The organism is Ruegeria sp. BG3 (genome assembly GCF_056538485.1).
This window is the reverse complement of record NZ_JBQFTE010000002.1, coordinates 164,271-178,134: the sequence shown is the minus strand read 5'-3', so window position 1 is coordinate 178,134 and position 13,864 is coordinate 164,271. Positions and strand designations below refer to the sequence as shown.

Annotated in this window: 14 protein-coding genes and 1 tRNA gene; 5 read left to right on the top strand and 10 right to left on the bottom strand. The window is 54.9% G+C overall.

Annotation, left to right across the window (positions count from 1 at the left end):
- Positions 1 to 63 precede the first annotated feature (63 nt).
- The gene (locus tag ACR0AI_RS04485) at positions 64 to 1,947 is read right to left on the bottom strand and encodes a glycosyltransferase family 2 protein (RefSeq protein WP_480671895.1); all 1,884 of its coding nucleotides are present in this window, start codon (positions 1,945 to 1,947) and stop codon (positions 64 to 66) included.
- 96 nt (positions 1,948 to 2,043) lie between these two features.
- Entirely contained in the window at positions 2,044 to 3,210 is a 1,167-nt protein-coding gene (gene carA / locus ACR0AI_RS04480) for a glutamine-hydrolyzing carbamoyl-phosphate synthase small subunit (RefSeq protein ID WP_480671892.1), read from the bottom strand.
- 182 nt (positions 3,211 to 3,392) lie between these two features.
- Here carA and ACR0AI_RS04475 point away from each other — a divergent pair, with 182 nt between their 5' ends.
- A complete protein-coding gene (locus ACR0AI_RS04475; protein ID WP_170457931.1) occupies positions 3,393 to 3,878 on the top strand; it encodes a GatB/YqeY domain-containing protein in 486 nt (161 codons plus the stop codon).
- A 12-nt stretch (positions 3,879 to 3,890) separates the two neighbouring features.
- On the opposite strand, the gene ACR0AI_RS04470 is transcribed toward ACR0AI_RS04475, so the two are convergent.
- The 3 genes from ACR0AI_RS04470 to ctaD form a co-directional block, all read right to left on the bottom strand.
- Positions 3,891 to 4,382: a DUF2244 domain-containing protein gene (locus tag ACR0AI_RS04470; protein ID WP_480671890.1), complete on the bottom strand. Its 492-nt coding sequence runs from the start codon at positions 4,380 to 4,382 to the stop codon at positions 3,891 to 3,893.
- Positions 4,383 to 4,426: 44 nt separating this feature from the next.
- On the bottom strand, positions 4,427 to 5,026 hold the full coding sequence (locus ACR0AI_RS04465; protein ID WP_480671888.1) for a DsbA family protein: 600 nt from the start codon (positions 5,024 to 5,026) through the stop codon (positions 4,427 to 4,429).
- 145 nt (positions 5,027 to 5,171) lie between these two features.
- Entirely contained in the window at positions 5,172 to 6,830 is a 1,659-nt protein-coding gene (gene ctaD / locus ACR0AI_RS04460; RefSeq protein WP_170470015.1) for a cytochrome c oxidase subunit I, read from the bottom strand.
- A 307-nt stretch (positions 6,831 to 7,137) separates the two neighbouring features.
- Here ctaD and ACR0AI_RS04455 point away from each other — a divergent pair, with 307 nt between their 5' ends.
- On the top strand, positions 7,138 to 7,554 hold the full coding sequence (locus tag ACR0AI_RS04455) for an HIT family protein (RefSeq protein ID WP_480671886.1): 417 nt from the start codon (positions 7,138 to 7,140) through the stop codon (positions 7,552 to 7,554).
- A 1,029-nt stretch (positions 7,555 to 8,583) separates the two neighbouring features.
- Positions 8,584 to 9,333 (top strand): hypothetical protein, encoded by a 750-nt coding sequence (locus ACR0AI_RS04450; RefSeq protein ID WP_480671884.1) that lies wholly within the window; start codon positions 8,584 to 8,586, stop codon positions 9,331 to 9,333.
- A 190-nt stretch (positions 9,334 to 9,523) separates the two neighbouring features.
- On the opposite strand, the gene ACR0AI_RS04445 is transcribed toward ACR0AI_RS04450, so the two are convergent.
- The 5 genes from ACR0AI_RS04445 to ACR0AI_RS04425 form a co-directional block, all read right to left on the bottom strand.
- Positions 9,524 to 9,841, bottom strand: coding sequence for a hypothetical protein (locus ACR0AI_RS04445; protein WP_480671882.1), 318 nt, complete (start codon positions 9,839 to 9,841; stop codon positions 9,524 to 9,526).
- A 200-nt stretch (positions 9,842 to 10,041) separates the two neighbouring features.
- Complete coding sequence (locus ACR0AI_RS04440; RefSeq protein ID WP_480671880.1) at positions 10,042 to 11,025, bottom strand: peptidoglycan recognition protein family protein; 984 nt, start codon at positions 11,023 to 11,025, stop codon at positions 10,042 to 10,044.
- A gap of 154 nt (positions 11,026 to 11,179) precedes the next feature.
- Positions 11,180 to 11,437 (bottom strand): hypothetical protein, encoded by a 258-nt coding sequence (locus ACR0AI_RS04435; RefSeq protein ID WP_480671878.1) that lies wholly within the window; start codon positions 11,435 to 11,437, stop codon positions 11,180 to 11,182.
- Entirely contained in the window at positions 11,430 to 12,242 is an 813-nt protein-coding gene (locus tag ACR0AI_RS04430; protein WP_480671876.1) for a DUF6538 domain-containing protein, read from the bottom strand. Before ACR0AI_RS04430 ends, ACR0AI_RS04435 begins: the two co-directional genes overlap by 8 nt.
- A 44-nt stretch (positions 12,243 to 12,286) precedes the next feature.
- Positions 12,287 to 12,373: transfer RNA gene (locus ACR0AI_RS04425), tRNA-Leu, on the bottom strand.
- A gap of 130 nt (positions 12,374 to 12,503) precedes the next feature.
- Between ACR0AI_RS04425 and ACR0AI_RS04420 the strand changes: the two genes are divergently transcribed.
- Entirely contained in the window at positions 12,504 to 13,163 is a 660-nt protein-coding gene (locus tag ACR0AI_RS04420) for a DsbA family oxidoreductase (protein ID WP_480565311.1), read from the top strand.
- A gap of 39 nt (positions 13,164 to 13,202) precedes the next feature.
- The gene (gene lipB / locus ACR0AI_RS04415; RefSeq protein WP_480671874.1) at positions 13,203 to 13,859 is read left to right on the top strand and encodes a lipoyl(octanoyl) transferase LipB; all 657 of its coding nucleotides are present in this window, start codon (positions 13,203 to 13,205) and stop codon (positions 13,857 to 13,859) included.
- Positions 13,860 to 13,864 lie beyond the last annotated feature (5 nt).

Here is a 13,864-nt window from a genome sequence, read left to right as displayed (position 1 = left end):
GAAATGCGCGTTCGACCGTAGGGAGAGGCAGCGTATTTCGATCCAAATCAAACGCAAAGCGATCTAGGCGTCCTGCGGCGGCAGGTCCTCAGAAGCCTGCCCGTGCTGGGTTTTGTCCCAGAAGAACGGTTTGGCGGCCAGTTCCCACAATGCTTTGTAGGCCGCCACGACCCCCAGTGGGAAGTATAGGATCATCGTAGGGACCCAGGGTAGCAGGAACCGTCGCTCTTTCGCCCAGACGGCGATGACGCCGATGATGAAGTTCAACGCTTCTGCGGCCAAAAACAGCCAGATCAGGGTTTTGAAGGTCTGCATCGGGATCACTTGTAGGAATGGGTTATCTAACCCCAGCGTGGTCAGCCAGAACATCCACAAGACGGGGGCCAGCAGAAACTGCCCGACCGTACCCATGAAAAATGCCTGAATGCCGATGAATTTCAGCGGCCCCAGATCTCGCAGCAGGCGCAGCGGTGCACGCATATGGACAAGATAGGTGACCATGAAGCCTTTGAGCCAGCGCGAGCGTTGCTTGACCCAAGGCCAGGCGCGAAAGTTGGCCTCTTCAAAGGTGGTGGTGTTCACGATCTCGGTCCGGTAGCCGGCGCGGCAGAGGCGCACGCCCAGATCGGCGTCCTCGGTCACGTTGTGGGCGTCCCATCCGCCAAGCTCCAGCAGTTTGTCGCGGCGAAAAAAGAAGGTCGTGCCGCCCAGAGGGACCACGAACCCGAGCTTGGCGATCCCCGGAAGAATTACGCGGAACCAACTGTTATATTCGATGGTAAAGCAGCGAGAGCGCCAGTTGGTGCGCGGGTTGTAGTAATCCAGCGCGCCTTGGAGGCAGACAACGTCAGGTGCAGCCTGCGTGAAATGATCAACGACCCGCTCAATCTGGTCGGGTTGTGGGGCATCTTCGGCATCCCAAACCCCGAGAATGTCGCCCCGACAGAAATCCAAAGCGTAGTTCATGGCGCGAGGTTTGGTGGTCAGGCCGTTCAGCTCAGGTACTTCGATGGTTCGGATCCAACCGGGAAGGTCAACCTTTGACAATGTGTCCCGCGTGACATCGTCTTTTTCCTCCAGCACTAAAATCACGTCCAAAAGCGCCTTGGGGTAGGTCAGGCGCTGAAGGCGCCAGATCAGCGCGCATGCGATCTCACGTTCTTTGTACAAAGGAACCATGATCGACACGCAGGGCTGCCGCAAAGCGGTCACCGGCGAGGAGGGTGCAGGCTGCGGCCGCAAAGCTTGGTAGGCAAAGGCCAAGAGGCCCGAGAACCGCATGATCATGAACAACAGCAGCGACACCACAGCCGCGGTCGCCAGAACGGCCATTCCAGTCAGCGGAAACGAGACGAAGGCCAGTAACGCCAGCGCAACAATGCTGGCGCTGCGGGTTCGGCTCCAGGCGGTCCAGGTGCGGCAGCTCTGATCCTCGGTCACGCGGGCCTCGGCGTTCTGGGCCAACTGGTTCGAGAAAATCTGCGCAATCGAGCGGTCGATCTGATCGGCAGCCGCGACAACCGGAACGATGGTCAAATCATAGCTCGCCATTTCGGCCGAGACCGCGGGAAAGCGATCCGGTCGCGCGGTGGCGACGAACAGAAACGGACCAATCCGCAGCCACGGGATCACATTGTGCCGCAGCCAGAACTCCATGGGTTTGAGAGCGCTTAGCTCAGCAGAAGGCGGAGTTTGCACCAGATCGGCGATCTGCAGGTTGGTTTGCGCGGACAAAGCGGCCAGAACATCCTTGCGGATGGCCCAGCCTTCACTCACCAGAATTTCTCCGAGCGGGGCGTTCTGGCGGGCCTGAAGGTCCAGCGCGTGATCCAGCTGGTCCTGCGTGATCACTCCGGCATCAACCAGACACGCTCCTACGGGTTTGCGAAGCTCAGGCGACGGGATCGGATCTGTTGCAGAGATTTGTTGTGCGTTCAAATCAACCATAAAAGAAAAAAACCCCGACGCCTTTTGTTGGCGTCAGGGTTGAACAACTAAGGTTAACGCGCGGTTAACTCTGATAAACACACGGAATTTTGGTGTTTATGCCTGTGCTTTTGCGTCCGCCATTGCGCTGGAAAAGCGTTCGAACAGGTAGAAACTGTCCTGCGGTCCGGGCGAGGCCTCGGGGTGGTATTGCACCGAATACACCGGGCGGTCGGTCATGCGGATGCCGCAGTTGGAGCCGTCAAACAGCGAGCGGTGCGTTTCCACCACGCCGTCGGGCAGCGACTGCGCATCGACCGCAAAGCCGTGGTTCATCGAGGTGATCTCGACCTTGCCGGTTTCCAGATCCTTGACCGGGTGGTTCGCGCCGTGGTGGCCGTGGTTCATCTTGACGGTCTGCCCGCCAAGCGCCAAGGCCAGCATCTGGTGACCAAGGCAAATACCGAAGACCGGCAGCTTGGTGGTGTCGAGGATCTCTTTGATCATCGGCACGGCATATTCGCCCGTGGCCGCCGGGTCGCCGGGGCCGTTGGACAGGAAGACGCCGTCAGGCTCATGGGCCAGAACCTCGGCCGCGGTGGCGGTTGCGGGCAGAACGGTCACGTCACATCCTGCGGACGCCAGGCAGCGCAGGATGTTGCGCTTGGCGCCGAAATCAAGGGCGACAACCTTGTGGGCAGGGGCCTCTTGCCGCTGGTAGCCGTCAGGCCAGGCCCAACGCATCTCATCCCAGCGGTAGCTTTGGGCGCAGGTGACGTCTTTCGCGAGGTCCATCCCCTCAAGCCCGGCAAAGCCGCGCGCGGCGGATACCAGCGCTTCGAGGTCGAAATTGCCCTCGGGGTCATGGGCCAACGCGACATGCGGTGCACCCTGCTGGCGGATTGCGCGGGTCAGGCGGCGGGTGTCGATGCCTCCGATTGCGATACGGCCACGACGCTCCAGCCAGCCCTTCAGCTCTTCAGCTGAGCGCCAGTTTGACGGCTCGGTTGGGTCCCATTTGACGACCATGCCCGCAGCCACCGGATCCCCGGTTTCATCGTCTTCAGGGTTCACGCCGACATTGCCGATATGCGGGAAGGTGAAGGTGACGATCTGCCCGGCATAGGAGGGGTCGGTCATGATCTCTTGGTAGCCGGTCATGGCAGTGTTGAAGCACAGCTCAGCCACGGTCTGTCCGGTGGCGCCGAAGCCCATTCCGTAGAACAAAGTTCCGTCGGCCAAAGCCAGACATGCGGTGGGCTTGGACGGGGCGTTCTGGGCCATGGCGCAACTCTCCTGCAGGTAAATCGGCGCATACCTAAGGGGGTTATACGTTCGGGTCAAGTCTGATCATTTTTTGGGCTATTGTTGTTTTTCAATGGGTTAGCGGTATTCGCCCCCTGTTGTATCACGCTTTTTGTTTGGATATGTTCGGGGTTCCTTTGTCATGGGGATGGACAAACCATATGGACATGCGATCACGGGTGAATGCCGCCCTGAAGCAAGCGATGAAAGACAAGGCAGCTGAAAGGTTGTCGACTCTGCGGTTGATCAATGCCGCGATCAAGGATCGCGATATCGCCGCGCGCGGCTCGCAAAACGAAGAGGCCAAGGGCTGCGGCGACGCCGAGGTTCTTGAAATCCTTGGTAAAATGACCAAGCAGCGCAAGGAAAGCGCCCGCGCCTATGAAGAGGGTGGACGTCTGGATCTCGCGGAACGGGAATTGCTGGAAGTCTCGGTGATCGAGGAATTCCTGCCCAAGCAGCTGGATGAAGACGAGGTCTCGAAAGCGATTCAGACCGCGATTACCGCGACCGGAGCGGGCTCGATCCGCGATATGGGCAAGGTGATGGGCGAGTTGAAGACGCGCTACACCGGTCAGATGGATTTCGGCAAGGTCGGTCCGATGGTCAAAGACCATTTATGCGCCGCCTCGAACGGCGACTGCTAAGACTGAACCCCTTTACTGCGCGGCCGGTCCGCGCAGTTTTGCTATCAGGTCGTCATAGAGGGTGATCCTTTCATCCTCGGACAGAAACGCGCCAATCTCGACCTCGCGACCGGCTCCGATCAAGGTCACGTAGTGCGGCACCGGCCCACCGGTTTCGTGCATCTCAGGGCGGGCCCAATACCTGTTGCAAGACCATTCCTGCCGCTGTTTTCCCGGAGACTGATGGACCAGACGCGCCTGTGAGCCGCTGAGGGTCAGAACCTCGACTGCGCTGCGTGCACGGTAGTTCGTCTGAATCGCAAGCCACAGGCCCAGAACCGTCAGCAACAGGAAGGGCAGCAACCCCCACAAAACAACCGATCCCAGCATGGCCAGAACGGGAATAAGGCCGAAGGTGAAGACCGACAGGATCACGATCATCGCGCCGCGCGGGGGCAATGAGTTATGCGGCCAGAGGCGCAATTCCTGTTCGGTGTCCGAGGTATGATTCCATTCATAGGGCATAGCGGAAAACTAGCGCAAAGTTATGTGCTGTCTAAGGATAAAGATCAAACGACGTGGCCAACCCGGACCCAGGATAGAGCATCGTCCAATCTGTCATCACCCCAGAAAACCTCGCCCCTTACAACAAGGCTCGGTGCGCCGAAAACCCCGAGGCGTTTTGCTTGTTCGGTTTCAGCCTCTAGCGCCGCGACGGCATCGGGGCTGCGCGCGCGGGAAAGGACAAGGCGGGGATCTTGCTGGCACCGCAAAAGGGCCTCGGATAGAGCGGTCTCGCTGCCTGCCTCGACGCCGTCTTCAAACCAGATCCGGTAGAGGTTCTGGGTGAAATCCTTGCCCCAACCTTCATTCATCCCGAGTAGGGCGATCTGATTGGCCAGAGGCAGGTCCGAAATGGGGTAGGGCGCGGGCAGCTTGGCATGGATGTGATACTTGGCCGCCCGGCGTTCGATATCACGCCACATATAGGCAGATTTCGCCGGCTTGCCGGCAAAGGGTACGTTCTGCTGTTCGGACATCACGCTGCGCACGTTGAACGGCCGCCAACGCACTGAGGCGTCGTTTTCGGCACACCAATCATCAAGGCGCATGATCGTCAGAAAGCTGTATGTGCTGCCGATCGAATACCAAAAGTCAATTTCGGGCATCTGGACCCTCCCCGGATTGCCGGATGAGTTTCCCTTACCAGAATAGCCTATTTTGCCCGATCTGGCGATGTGTTGTACGAAAAGGTGAATGCGCAACGAAAAACCCCGCCGGGATGGCGGGGTTTCTTTGTTTTTCAGTTCGGGCTTAGTGCGCGTGGCCTTTGTCCCAGTCTTCCTGCTTTGGCAGCTGCTCGAACGTGTGTTCGGGCGGCGGTGTGGGCAGGGTCCATTCCAGCGTATCCGCGTACTCGTTCCACGGGTTCGGACGTGTTTCTTTTGCGCCGCGGAAGAGGGCGTAGAACACGATGCCGAAGAACAGCAGGAACGATGCGAAGGACACGAATGCACCGATCGACGACACGAAGTTCCACTGAGCGAATGCTTCAGGGTAGTCGATATAGCGGCGCGGCATGCCTTGACGGCCCAGGAAGTGCTGCGGGAAGAAGGTCAGGTTGGCGCCGATAAAGAACATCCAGAAGTGAACCTTGCCCCAGAACTCGGAATACTGACGACCGGTCATCTTCGAGAAGTAGAAGTAGACGCCAGCGAAGATCGCGAAGACGGCGCCCAAGCTCATCACATAGTGGAAGTGCGCCACAACGTAGTAGGTGTCGTGATAGGCGCGGTCGATACCGGCCTGCGACAGAACCACACCGGTCACACCGCCAACGGTGAACAGGAACAGGAAGCCGAAGGCGAACAGCATTGGTGTCTTGAACTCGATCGAGCCGCCCCACATGGTCGCGATCCACGAGAAGACCTTAACACCTGTTGGAACCGCGATGACCATCGTGGCCAGCATGAAATAGGCCTGCTGACGCAGCGACATGCCAACGGTGTACATGTGGTGCGCCCATACGACGAAGCCCAGAACACCGATCGCGATGATTGCCCAGACCATCGGCAAGTAACCGAAGATCGGCTTGCGTGCGAAAGTCGCAATCACGTGGCTGATGATGCCGAAGCCGGGCAGGATCACGATGTACACTTCCGGGTGGCCGAAGAACCACAGGATGTGCTGATACAGGATTGGGTCACCGCCACCGGCCGGATCAAAGAACGTAAAGCCGAAGTTGCGGTCCATCAGCAGCATGGTGATCGCGCCGGCCAGGACGGGCAGCGACAGCAGAATCAGCCACGAAGTGACGAAGATCGACCAGCTGAACAGCGGCACCTTGAACAGGGTCATGCCCGGGGCACGCATGTTCAGGAAGGTTGTGATCATGTTGATCGCGCCCAGAATGGATGACGCGCCCGAGACGTGAACGGCGAAGATCGCAAGGTCCATGGACATGCCGCCCTCGGTCGTGGACAGCGGTGGGTAGAGAACCCAACCCACGCCTGACCCCAACTGGTCGTTACCACCGGGGCTGAGCAGCGAGGCCACACCCAGAGAGGTACCAGCGACATACAGCCAGAAGGACAAGTTGTTCATCCGCGGGAACGCCATATCTGGCGCGCCGATCTGCAACGGCATGAAATAGTTGCCAAATCCGCCGAACAGGGCAGGGATGACAACGAAGAACATCATCAGAACACCGTGATAGGTGATCATCACGTTCCACAGATGGCCGTTTGGTGTACATGGATCGGCCATGAAGCCTTCCAGGCACATATACTGAACACCGGGGTGCATCAGCTCAAGCCGCATGTAAACGGTCATCGCCACCGAGATGAACCCGGCGATAGCCGAGAAGATCAGGTAGAGAATCCCGATGTCCTTGTGGTTGGTCGACATGAACCAGCGCTGAAAGAACGAGCGCTCGTCTTCATGATCGTGGCCATGAATGGCTGCGTCTGCCATTTTAGGTGCCTCCTGTTGCAACTACGCCGCGCAACCAGACCTCTCCGGTGCGCGGGATTACTGCTGGTTTTAGATTGCGTTGAGGTTGCCTTCAATGGCCGAGTTTGATCTGGATCAAGAATAATTGTCGCGGGCAGAGCACTGCGCCGCGAATTCAGATCATCGATGGGTCGAATCTGGCTATTTCATCCCAGCTTTCAAGAGGTCGCGCAGGTTCGTCAGCCTGAATCGGCCGAGTTCCGCCTTGACCGACGCACGTTCGAACCGCAGAACTCCTTTGAACCCATTGCAAATTCAGAGGCCCGACATGTCAGCATATGATCCGGACAATATTTTCGCCAAAATCCTGCGCGGCGAGATCCCCTCGACCCGCGTATACGAAGATGATGAGACGCTGGCATTCATGGACATCATGCCCCGCGCCGATGGTCATCTGCTGGTCATCCCGAAAACTCCATGCCGCAATGTGCTGGATGCGACGCCCGAGCAGTTGAATGCCGTCATGGCGACCGTTCAAAAACTGGCCCGCGCTGCCAAGCAGGCGTTCGACGCCGGTGGGGTGACCATTCAGCAATTCAATGAAGCCGCAGGCGGGCAGGAGGTCTTCCACCTGCATTTTCACATTCTGCCTCGACATGATGGTGAACCCCTTCGCGCGCCCGGCACGATGGGGGATTTCGAAGCGATCGCCAAACACGCTGAGCAAATCAAGGCCGCGCTCTAGGCTTAGAGCATTCGTGTATTGGACCGCCATAGGCGCCTGAAACATAGCCCGGAACGAAATTGCCGTTCCGATTTGGGGTCGGAACGGCAGACTCGTACCCATACACTTCACGGGTCACCGGAGCAGATCCGGGTTACCGGTTAACATACCACTCACTCAAGACTGGTAGGACAATGCTACTCTGTAACCGGGCGAATGTATGCCGGTTTAGTGAAATTTGGTTAAGCTTTTACTTAAATGGCCACAATTGCTGTCGAATATTGCAGGGTTGAAACGACCGGTGGCCGTAGCTTGGAAACAGAGGGGCGCGTGCGCAGGGATTGTACGTGGATTTTGCCGCCTAGGCGATTCGATCAAGGCATTTAATGCGCAAGGCTCAGGACGCATAGCCAATGGAAAAAGAGTGCGGCGAACGCAGTTGCGGACACGAAGACTTTGGGGCGCTTGATGTACCTTATTGCCACGCGCTGCCAGTCCTTTAGCCTGCCAAACAAGATCGGTTTTCGAGGCATACGCAACAACCTTCTTGGCGCGCAAGCGGTCGTCTTTTGCAAAAGGTGAAAAACTAAGGCGCGTCAATGGTGATCCGTCAAAGACGGACGCAAAGCTACTTTTCAGTTGCAAAGAATAGTCGCGGCATTGAGGGAAAGCGGCCAAGCTATTGTTCTTGTTGGTGCGGTCGAGAAGACTCGAATTTCCACGGGAGTTACCCCACAGCGACCTCAAGTAAACCGCGTGTCAACATTCCGTCTAACGCACTGAAAACTTGGTGTCTTTTACCGCGTGACCTTCTTGGGTTCTTCGCACAGCTAGGTACTGCAAGTACGATTGTTACTGTAACAGAATCCGAGTGGTCAACCCGTACATGAAAGGGTGAGTCAGATTGACTCAGGATATGTAGAAAAATCAAATGGCAGACATACTAGTGAACGCAACATTGGCGTATCATAGTGGGCTGAGTTTGCTTTATTTGAAGACCAAAGGTATCCTTTCCCCATTCGACCAATTTATTGAGCAAATCGGCTAACCATGAACGATGTCATCAAGAATATTGCACCTTATCTTTGGAACTATTTGCGTGGTATCACGCTTATTTTTCGTGAGCCATACAAAACGTTTTCTGAGCGAGCAACACATCTGGAAAACTACAAAGACGCAGTCTTTTTCATGGTTGTTTCATATGCGATATGCGGGCTGTTTGCGATATCAGCGGTAAACCGTGGAGCACCAAATATTGAGCAACTGTTAGTCTTTTTATTTGTGTTCTGCACTTCCACTCTAATCTCAACTGCCACAATTTATGTGGCCTGGCGTATTTTTGGATACCTAGGCCCATCTCAGAAAATAATGACACCCTTTTTGTATGCGGTATCCTCGTACCAGTTTTGGTTTATTGTCACGTCCATATTTGTGGTTGGCGCTGTGAACCGAACAGATCCACTTGCCTACTCTTTAATCATGTCAAGTCTGGAACAAATTGAGTCGTTCAGCTATTCAGAAATAAACCACGTTTCGTTCTGGATTGGATACGATCTCAGAGACCCTAGCTTGAAGCTAAGCGACTATATTTTTTATATTTTTACTGCCTATATGCTTGTGAACGTATTTTTGATCACAACAGTTCTAGTAGGTGCTTATCGTGCGGCATTGGGTGTTTATTCAGCCTCGTCAGAAATTGGAAATGCACTGCTAGTTGGGGTATCGCTAATTGCGGGATGGACCGTTGGGTACTTTGCCGTTGAGATTCTCGCAGGAGCTTTTGCGCCAATTAGCCCATGACGCCAGCTAATTTTGTCAAAAGCGAGTAAACTAAAGGTGCGTACTCCCAAAAGAAACAAAGCTGCATAGGATAGCACCAAGACGAAAACAGCCTAATGGTTCACAGTCACGTCTAACGTCCCTTACATCCATTCAAACCGTATCGTTTCCGAAAAGCGTTGTTGGCGACGAACGCCGTTTTTTCATCAAGCTAGAATTTCTCTAGCTCTCCCAATTCCTCCCTCGGAACATCCGCCAAGAACCCAAGCTTGCCACTATCCCAACCGTCCTCAAACGCCTGGTTCAACCGGCGCTTCTCATCATCGGACTTAGAACAAGGATAACAAAGCCCGACAATGTTTTGGTACATGTGCCGCGCTCTACTCTTCTCGTCGCGGTAGAAGAACCGCATGTGACCATCAACGGCATTGAAAAGGACACCAGATTGCATGTTGGCATTTTGGCTCTGTGGTCTTTTGTTCAGTTCCTTGTTGGCTTGGTCAAACAGGTCTGGGCCAAGGATCGACAAAGCGTCGTCTGGCAGTGTGTCCAGAGAAGCCCTGAGAGACTCGCTGAGGTGTATTAGTGGTTTCGTGGTAGGTAGGGAGTCTGGTGTGGCTTTGAGTGGCTCTGAGTCGACTGAGGGGCTCATTCCACCCCTCAGGTCTATAGTTTCTATGCTCATTTCTTAATATCTTTTGGTCTTGTTATGGTTAAATGAGTGCTTTGCTACTCTCCAACATTGGTGTCGGACGACAGGTCATCGATAATTGTAGATGCGATATGGCGTCCTGATATTTCCCCGCGATCAAAGACTCTTTCGTCGGATATGCCGTACTCAGATTTGAGGGAATTAAGTAAACCATTCAGGCTCGCTATTTGCTGATCATCAAAATCGCAGAGAAGTATTTCGTTTCGAGGCTCCCAACGAGGACAGTTTATGTAGACACCGATTGTTCCCGAATTACTCCCCTGTAGAACCGCAGGGTTCGCCGAGATACTTCTTCCGGTTTCAATAGCGCCATCAGATGTTATCAGAAAATGAGCACCGACATCTGAGAACCCTAGGTTACTTCTCTGATATCTCTTTAGCTCTCGAATACTGTCGGACTGAACTGGGACTATTATAATCCTATCTATTATTCTCTCGATCGAAGTAGCTCTAGCATCAGAGGAACCGTGCCCAGAAATACCGGCTTCTATTGTCAGTCGCTTAACTTCCGTTGTTTGCTTCGCCAATTCTTGTTGCAATGCCTCCACTTTGGGATTGAACTCCGGTGGTTCTCCAGGCTCCGCTTGTTTAGTCGCCGCAATCCGTAGTGCGAGTAGTTCATTCGTTTTCTCGGCGAGATCAGCTTCAAGCTGAGCCAGTTCGTCCAATCTCTCCACTTCCTCAATAGCCCACAACTTAGCATCCTCATCATCTAGAGTTTTTGCCAAATACCTTAGTACGAAAACTCTTTCTGAGCCCTGTTGCGCAAGCGTGTTGTTTACGATCGTAAACTCTAGTGCTTGTTTGTCATTTTCGTTTTTGACGCTTTGAGCTCGTGTTTGTTCCTCAGCCAGTTTAATGTCTTGTTTTTTTGACAAATAGTCACTGATGACTTCTGGAACCGTCAAGAATGCTCCCATCAAGCCGACAATTGCAGTAACCCAAACTGGATTATGCCAAATCGGTTTCGAGTCTTCCTCTTGTTCTGTCTTGTCAGGCATTTGATCCTCCAAATTAGACTTACTTTAAAGACAACTGCGCAATTCTCGGATAGCTCAGCATAGCCAGCCGAGCCCAAAAACAGATTAGTTCAATTGACGAGAGCTCGGGGCCATGCATTAGTTTTGCAACTTCGAGCCCTCGACAAAATCAACTCTAGCCCAAGTCAACGTCCACCGGATAGTCCAATTGCTCAGCCGGTATCTGACTGTGATAGGAGGTCGCTGGAACTCTAGGATCAATCGGTTGGACCTTGTGTTCCTTCATTAGCTTTACCGCCGTTGAGAGGTCGGTACCGGTGGCGGTACCTTCCTTGATTTTGGCGATCAGTTCCCGAACAAGTAGCCCATTGAGTTCTTCGAGTTCACCTTGGGTTGCGTTCTTGATGCTATCGGTTTCCATGAGATCAGGCATAGGGTTCGCCCCGGTCCTCTATGTCGGTCAGATAGCGCCCACAGATTTCATTGAGGCGGCATCCGGTAACCCAAAGCAATCGTACTGTGACGAACATTTCGAATTGGTATTTTAGAGACGAGTTGCCAGCGATACACGCGAGAAGGCGCTCCGCTTCCTCTCGGGACACTGGCCGTAGTTTCTTTTCTCTCGGGTCAATCTTCTTTTTCTGCCCAGCCACACGTCGCAGAAGCGACGAAAAGGGATTGCGAACATCGGGATCGACCAAGCCCCAATGATCTAGGATACGCCAATAAGAGGCGAGGCAGCATTGATAGGACTGCAATGAACGGGCCGAAAGTATCTCGCCAGTTCTTTCTGACGGTGTAACTTTGAGATACTCCATGAATGACAGAGCCAACGCCCTGTTGATTTCAGTGACCTCAATATTACCAGCGAAGGCTTCAAAGCCCTCAAGGTGTTGCCGATATCTAGCCTTGGTGGACTCTTTGATACCGTCAGCCTCTCTGAGCCAACGATGTGCTGTGTCTTTGACAGTCGTCCCTTCTTGAATGGTCAGTTTCGCAATCTGTTTGACGATGGGTTCGGGCGTCGAACCTTCCCCAATCGACGCCAGAATCTCCGGCAAGACCTCTTTCCGCCTGACCAAAGCCTCAGCCAAGTCCTGCGTTCCGAGACCCCGCACGATCTCTTTCTTACCGATGATAGCTTGGTATTCGTTGGGTACTGCGACTCTGACCGCGTATCCCTTGCCTCTCTTAAAGAGGCCCTTTGGCACCCGTACATCCATCTCAAAAGGCTCCATTTGTCGTTACATTCGACGAAGAAACCTGTTGAAAATCAAGTACTTGGTGCGGTCGAGAAGACTCGAACTTCCACGGGAGTTACCCCACAGCGACCTCAACGCTGCGCGTCTACCAATTCCGCCACGACCGCACTGCCAATGACTTGGTAGCGCGGCGTATAGACCCTTAAAACCCGGATGTGAAGAGGCAAAAGCGCGTTGGTTTAAATTCAGTACCGGCATTCATATGTGTATCAGCCAACCACCCTGTAGGAGCCCCCGATGACCACCCCGGATACCCGCCCCGTTGTTCAGATTGATGTTGTCTCTGATGTTGTATGTCCTTGGTGTATCGTCGGCTTCAAACAGCTTGATCAGGCGTTGCAGCAGCAAAACGTACTCGCGCGGCTCAGGTGGCATCCGTTCGAACTGAACCCGCAGATGCCAGCCGAAGGGCAGAACCTGCGCGAACACATCATGGAGAAATACGGCAGCACCGTTGAACAAAGCGCACAGGCGCGCGAGCGGTTGACTTCGATTGGGGCAGAGCTTGGCTTTGCCTTCAATTTCACCGACGACAGCCGCATGGTGAATACGTTCCAGGCGCATCAGCTGTTGGACTGGGCCGAGGGGCAGGGGCGGCAGCATCCCCTGAAGCTTGCGCTTTTCGAAGCATATTTCACGGATCAAAAGGATGTTTCTGACATCGATGTGCTGGCAGACGCGGCTGAGGCGGCCGGGTTGGACCCGCAAGCCGCGCGGGCGGCTTTGGCATCCGGGGATCATCAGGCTCCGGTGCGAGAGAAACAGCAATTCTGGACCAGTCGCGGGATCTCCGGCGTGCCTTCGATGGTATTTGCCGGGAAATACCTGACCACAGGGGCGCAAGGGGTCGAGACATACGCCAATGTCCTCAAGCAATGTCTGGATGAGGCCGCGTGACCTCTTTCCCCCAACCGACCCGCACGGTATGAAGCAAGCATGGAATGGAAGATCTCAGACGGGCTGACCGACTACCAGGAGGCCGTCGCTTTTATGGAGTCGCGTGTAGCGGCTATTGCAGCAGGCGAGGCTGACGAATGCGTCTGGCTGCTCGAACACCCGCCTCTCTATACGGCGGGTACGTCTGCGCGACCTCAGGATCTGACTGACCCTGACCGGTTCCCTGTCTATGAAAGCAAGCGCGGCGGGGAATACACCTATCACGGCCCCGGTCAGCGCGTCGCCTATGTCATGCTCGACCTGAACAAACGGGGCCGCGATGTGCGCTTGTTTGTAAAGCAGCTCGAGACCTGGGTGATCGCCGCACTGGATGAGTTCAACGTCAAAGGCGAGATTCGCGACGGGCGCGTTGGCGTGTGGGTGCAACGAGACGACAAACCGCTGACGATCACCGGACAACCTGCGGAAGACAAGATCGCCGCAATCGGCCTGCGCCTGCGCAAATGGGTCAGCTTTCACGGCATCTCAATCAATGTCGAGCCTGAGCTGGACCATTTCTCGGGCATTGTGCCCTGCGGCATTCGGGAACACGGCGTGACATCGCTGGTTGATCTGGGGTTGCCGGTGACCATGTCCGACGTGGATACCGCGCTACACAAGACCTTTGCGGAGGTCTTTGAACAAGCCGACGCCTAGGGTGC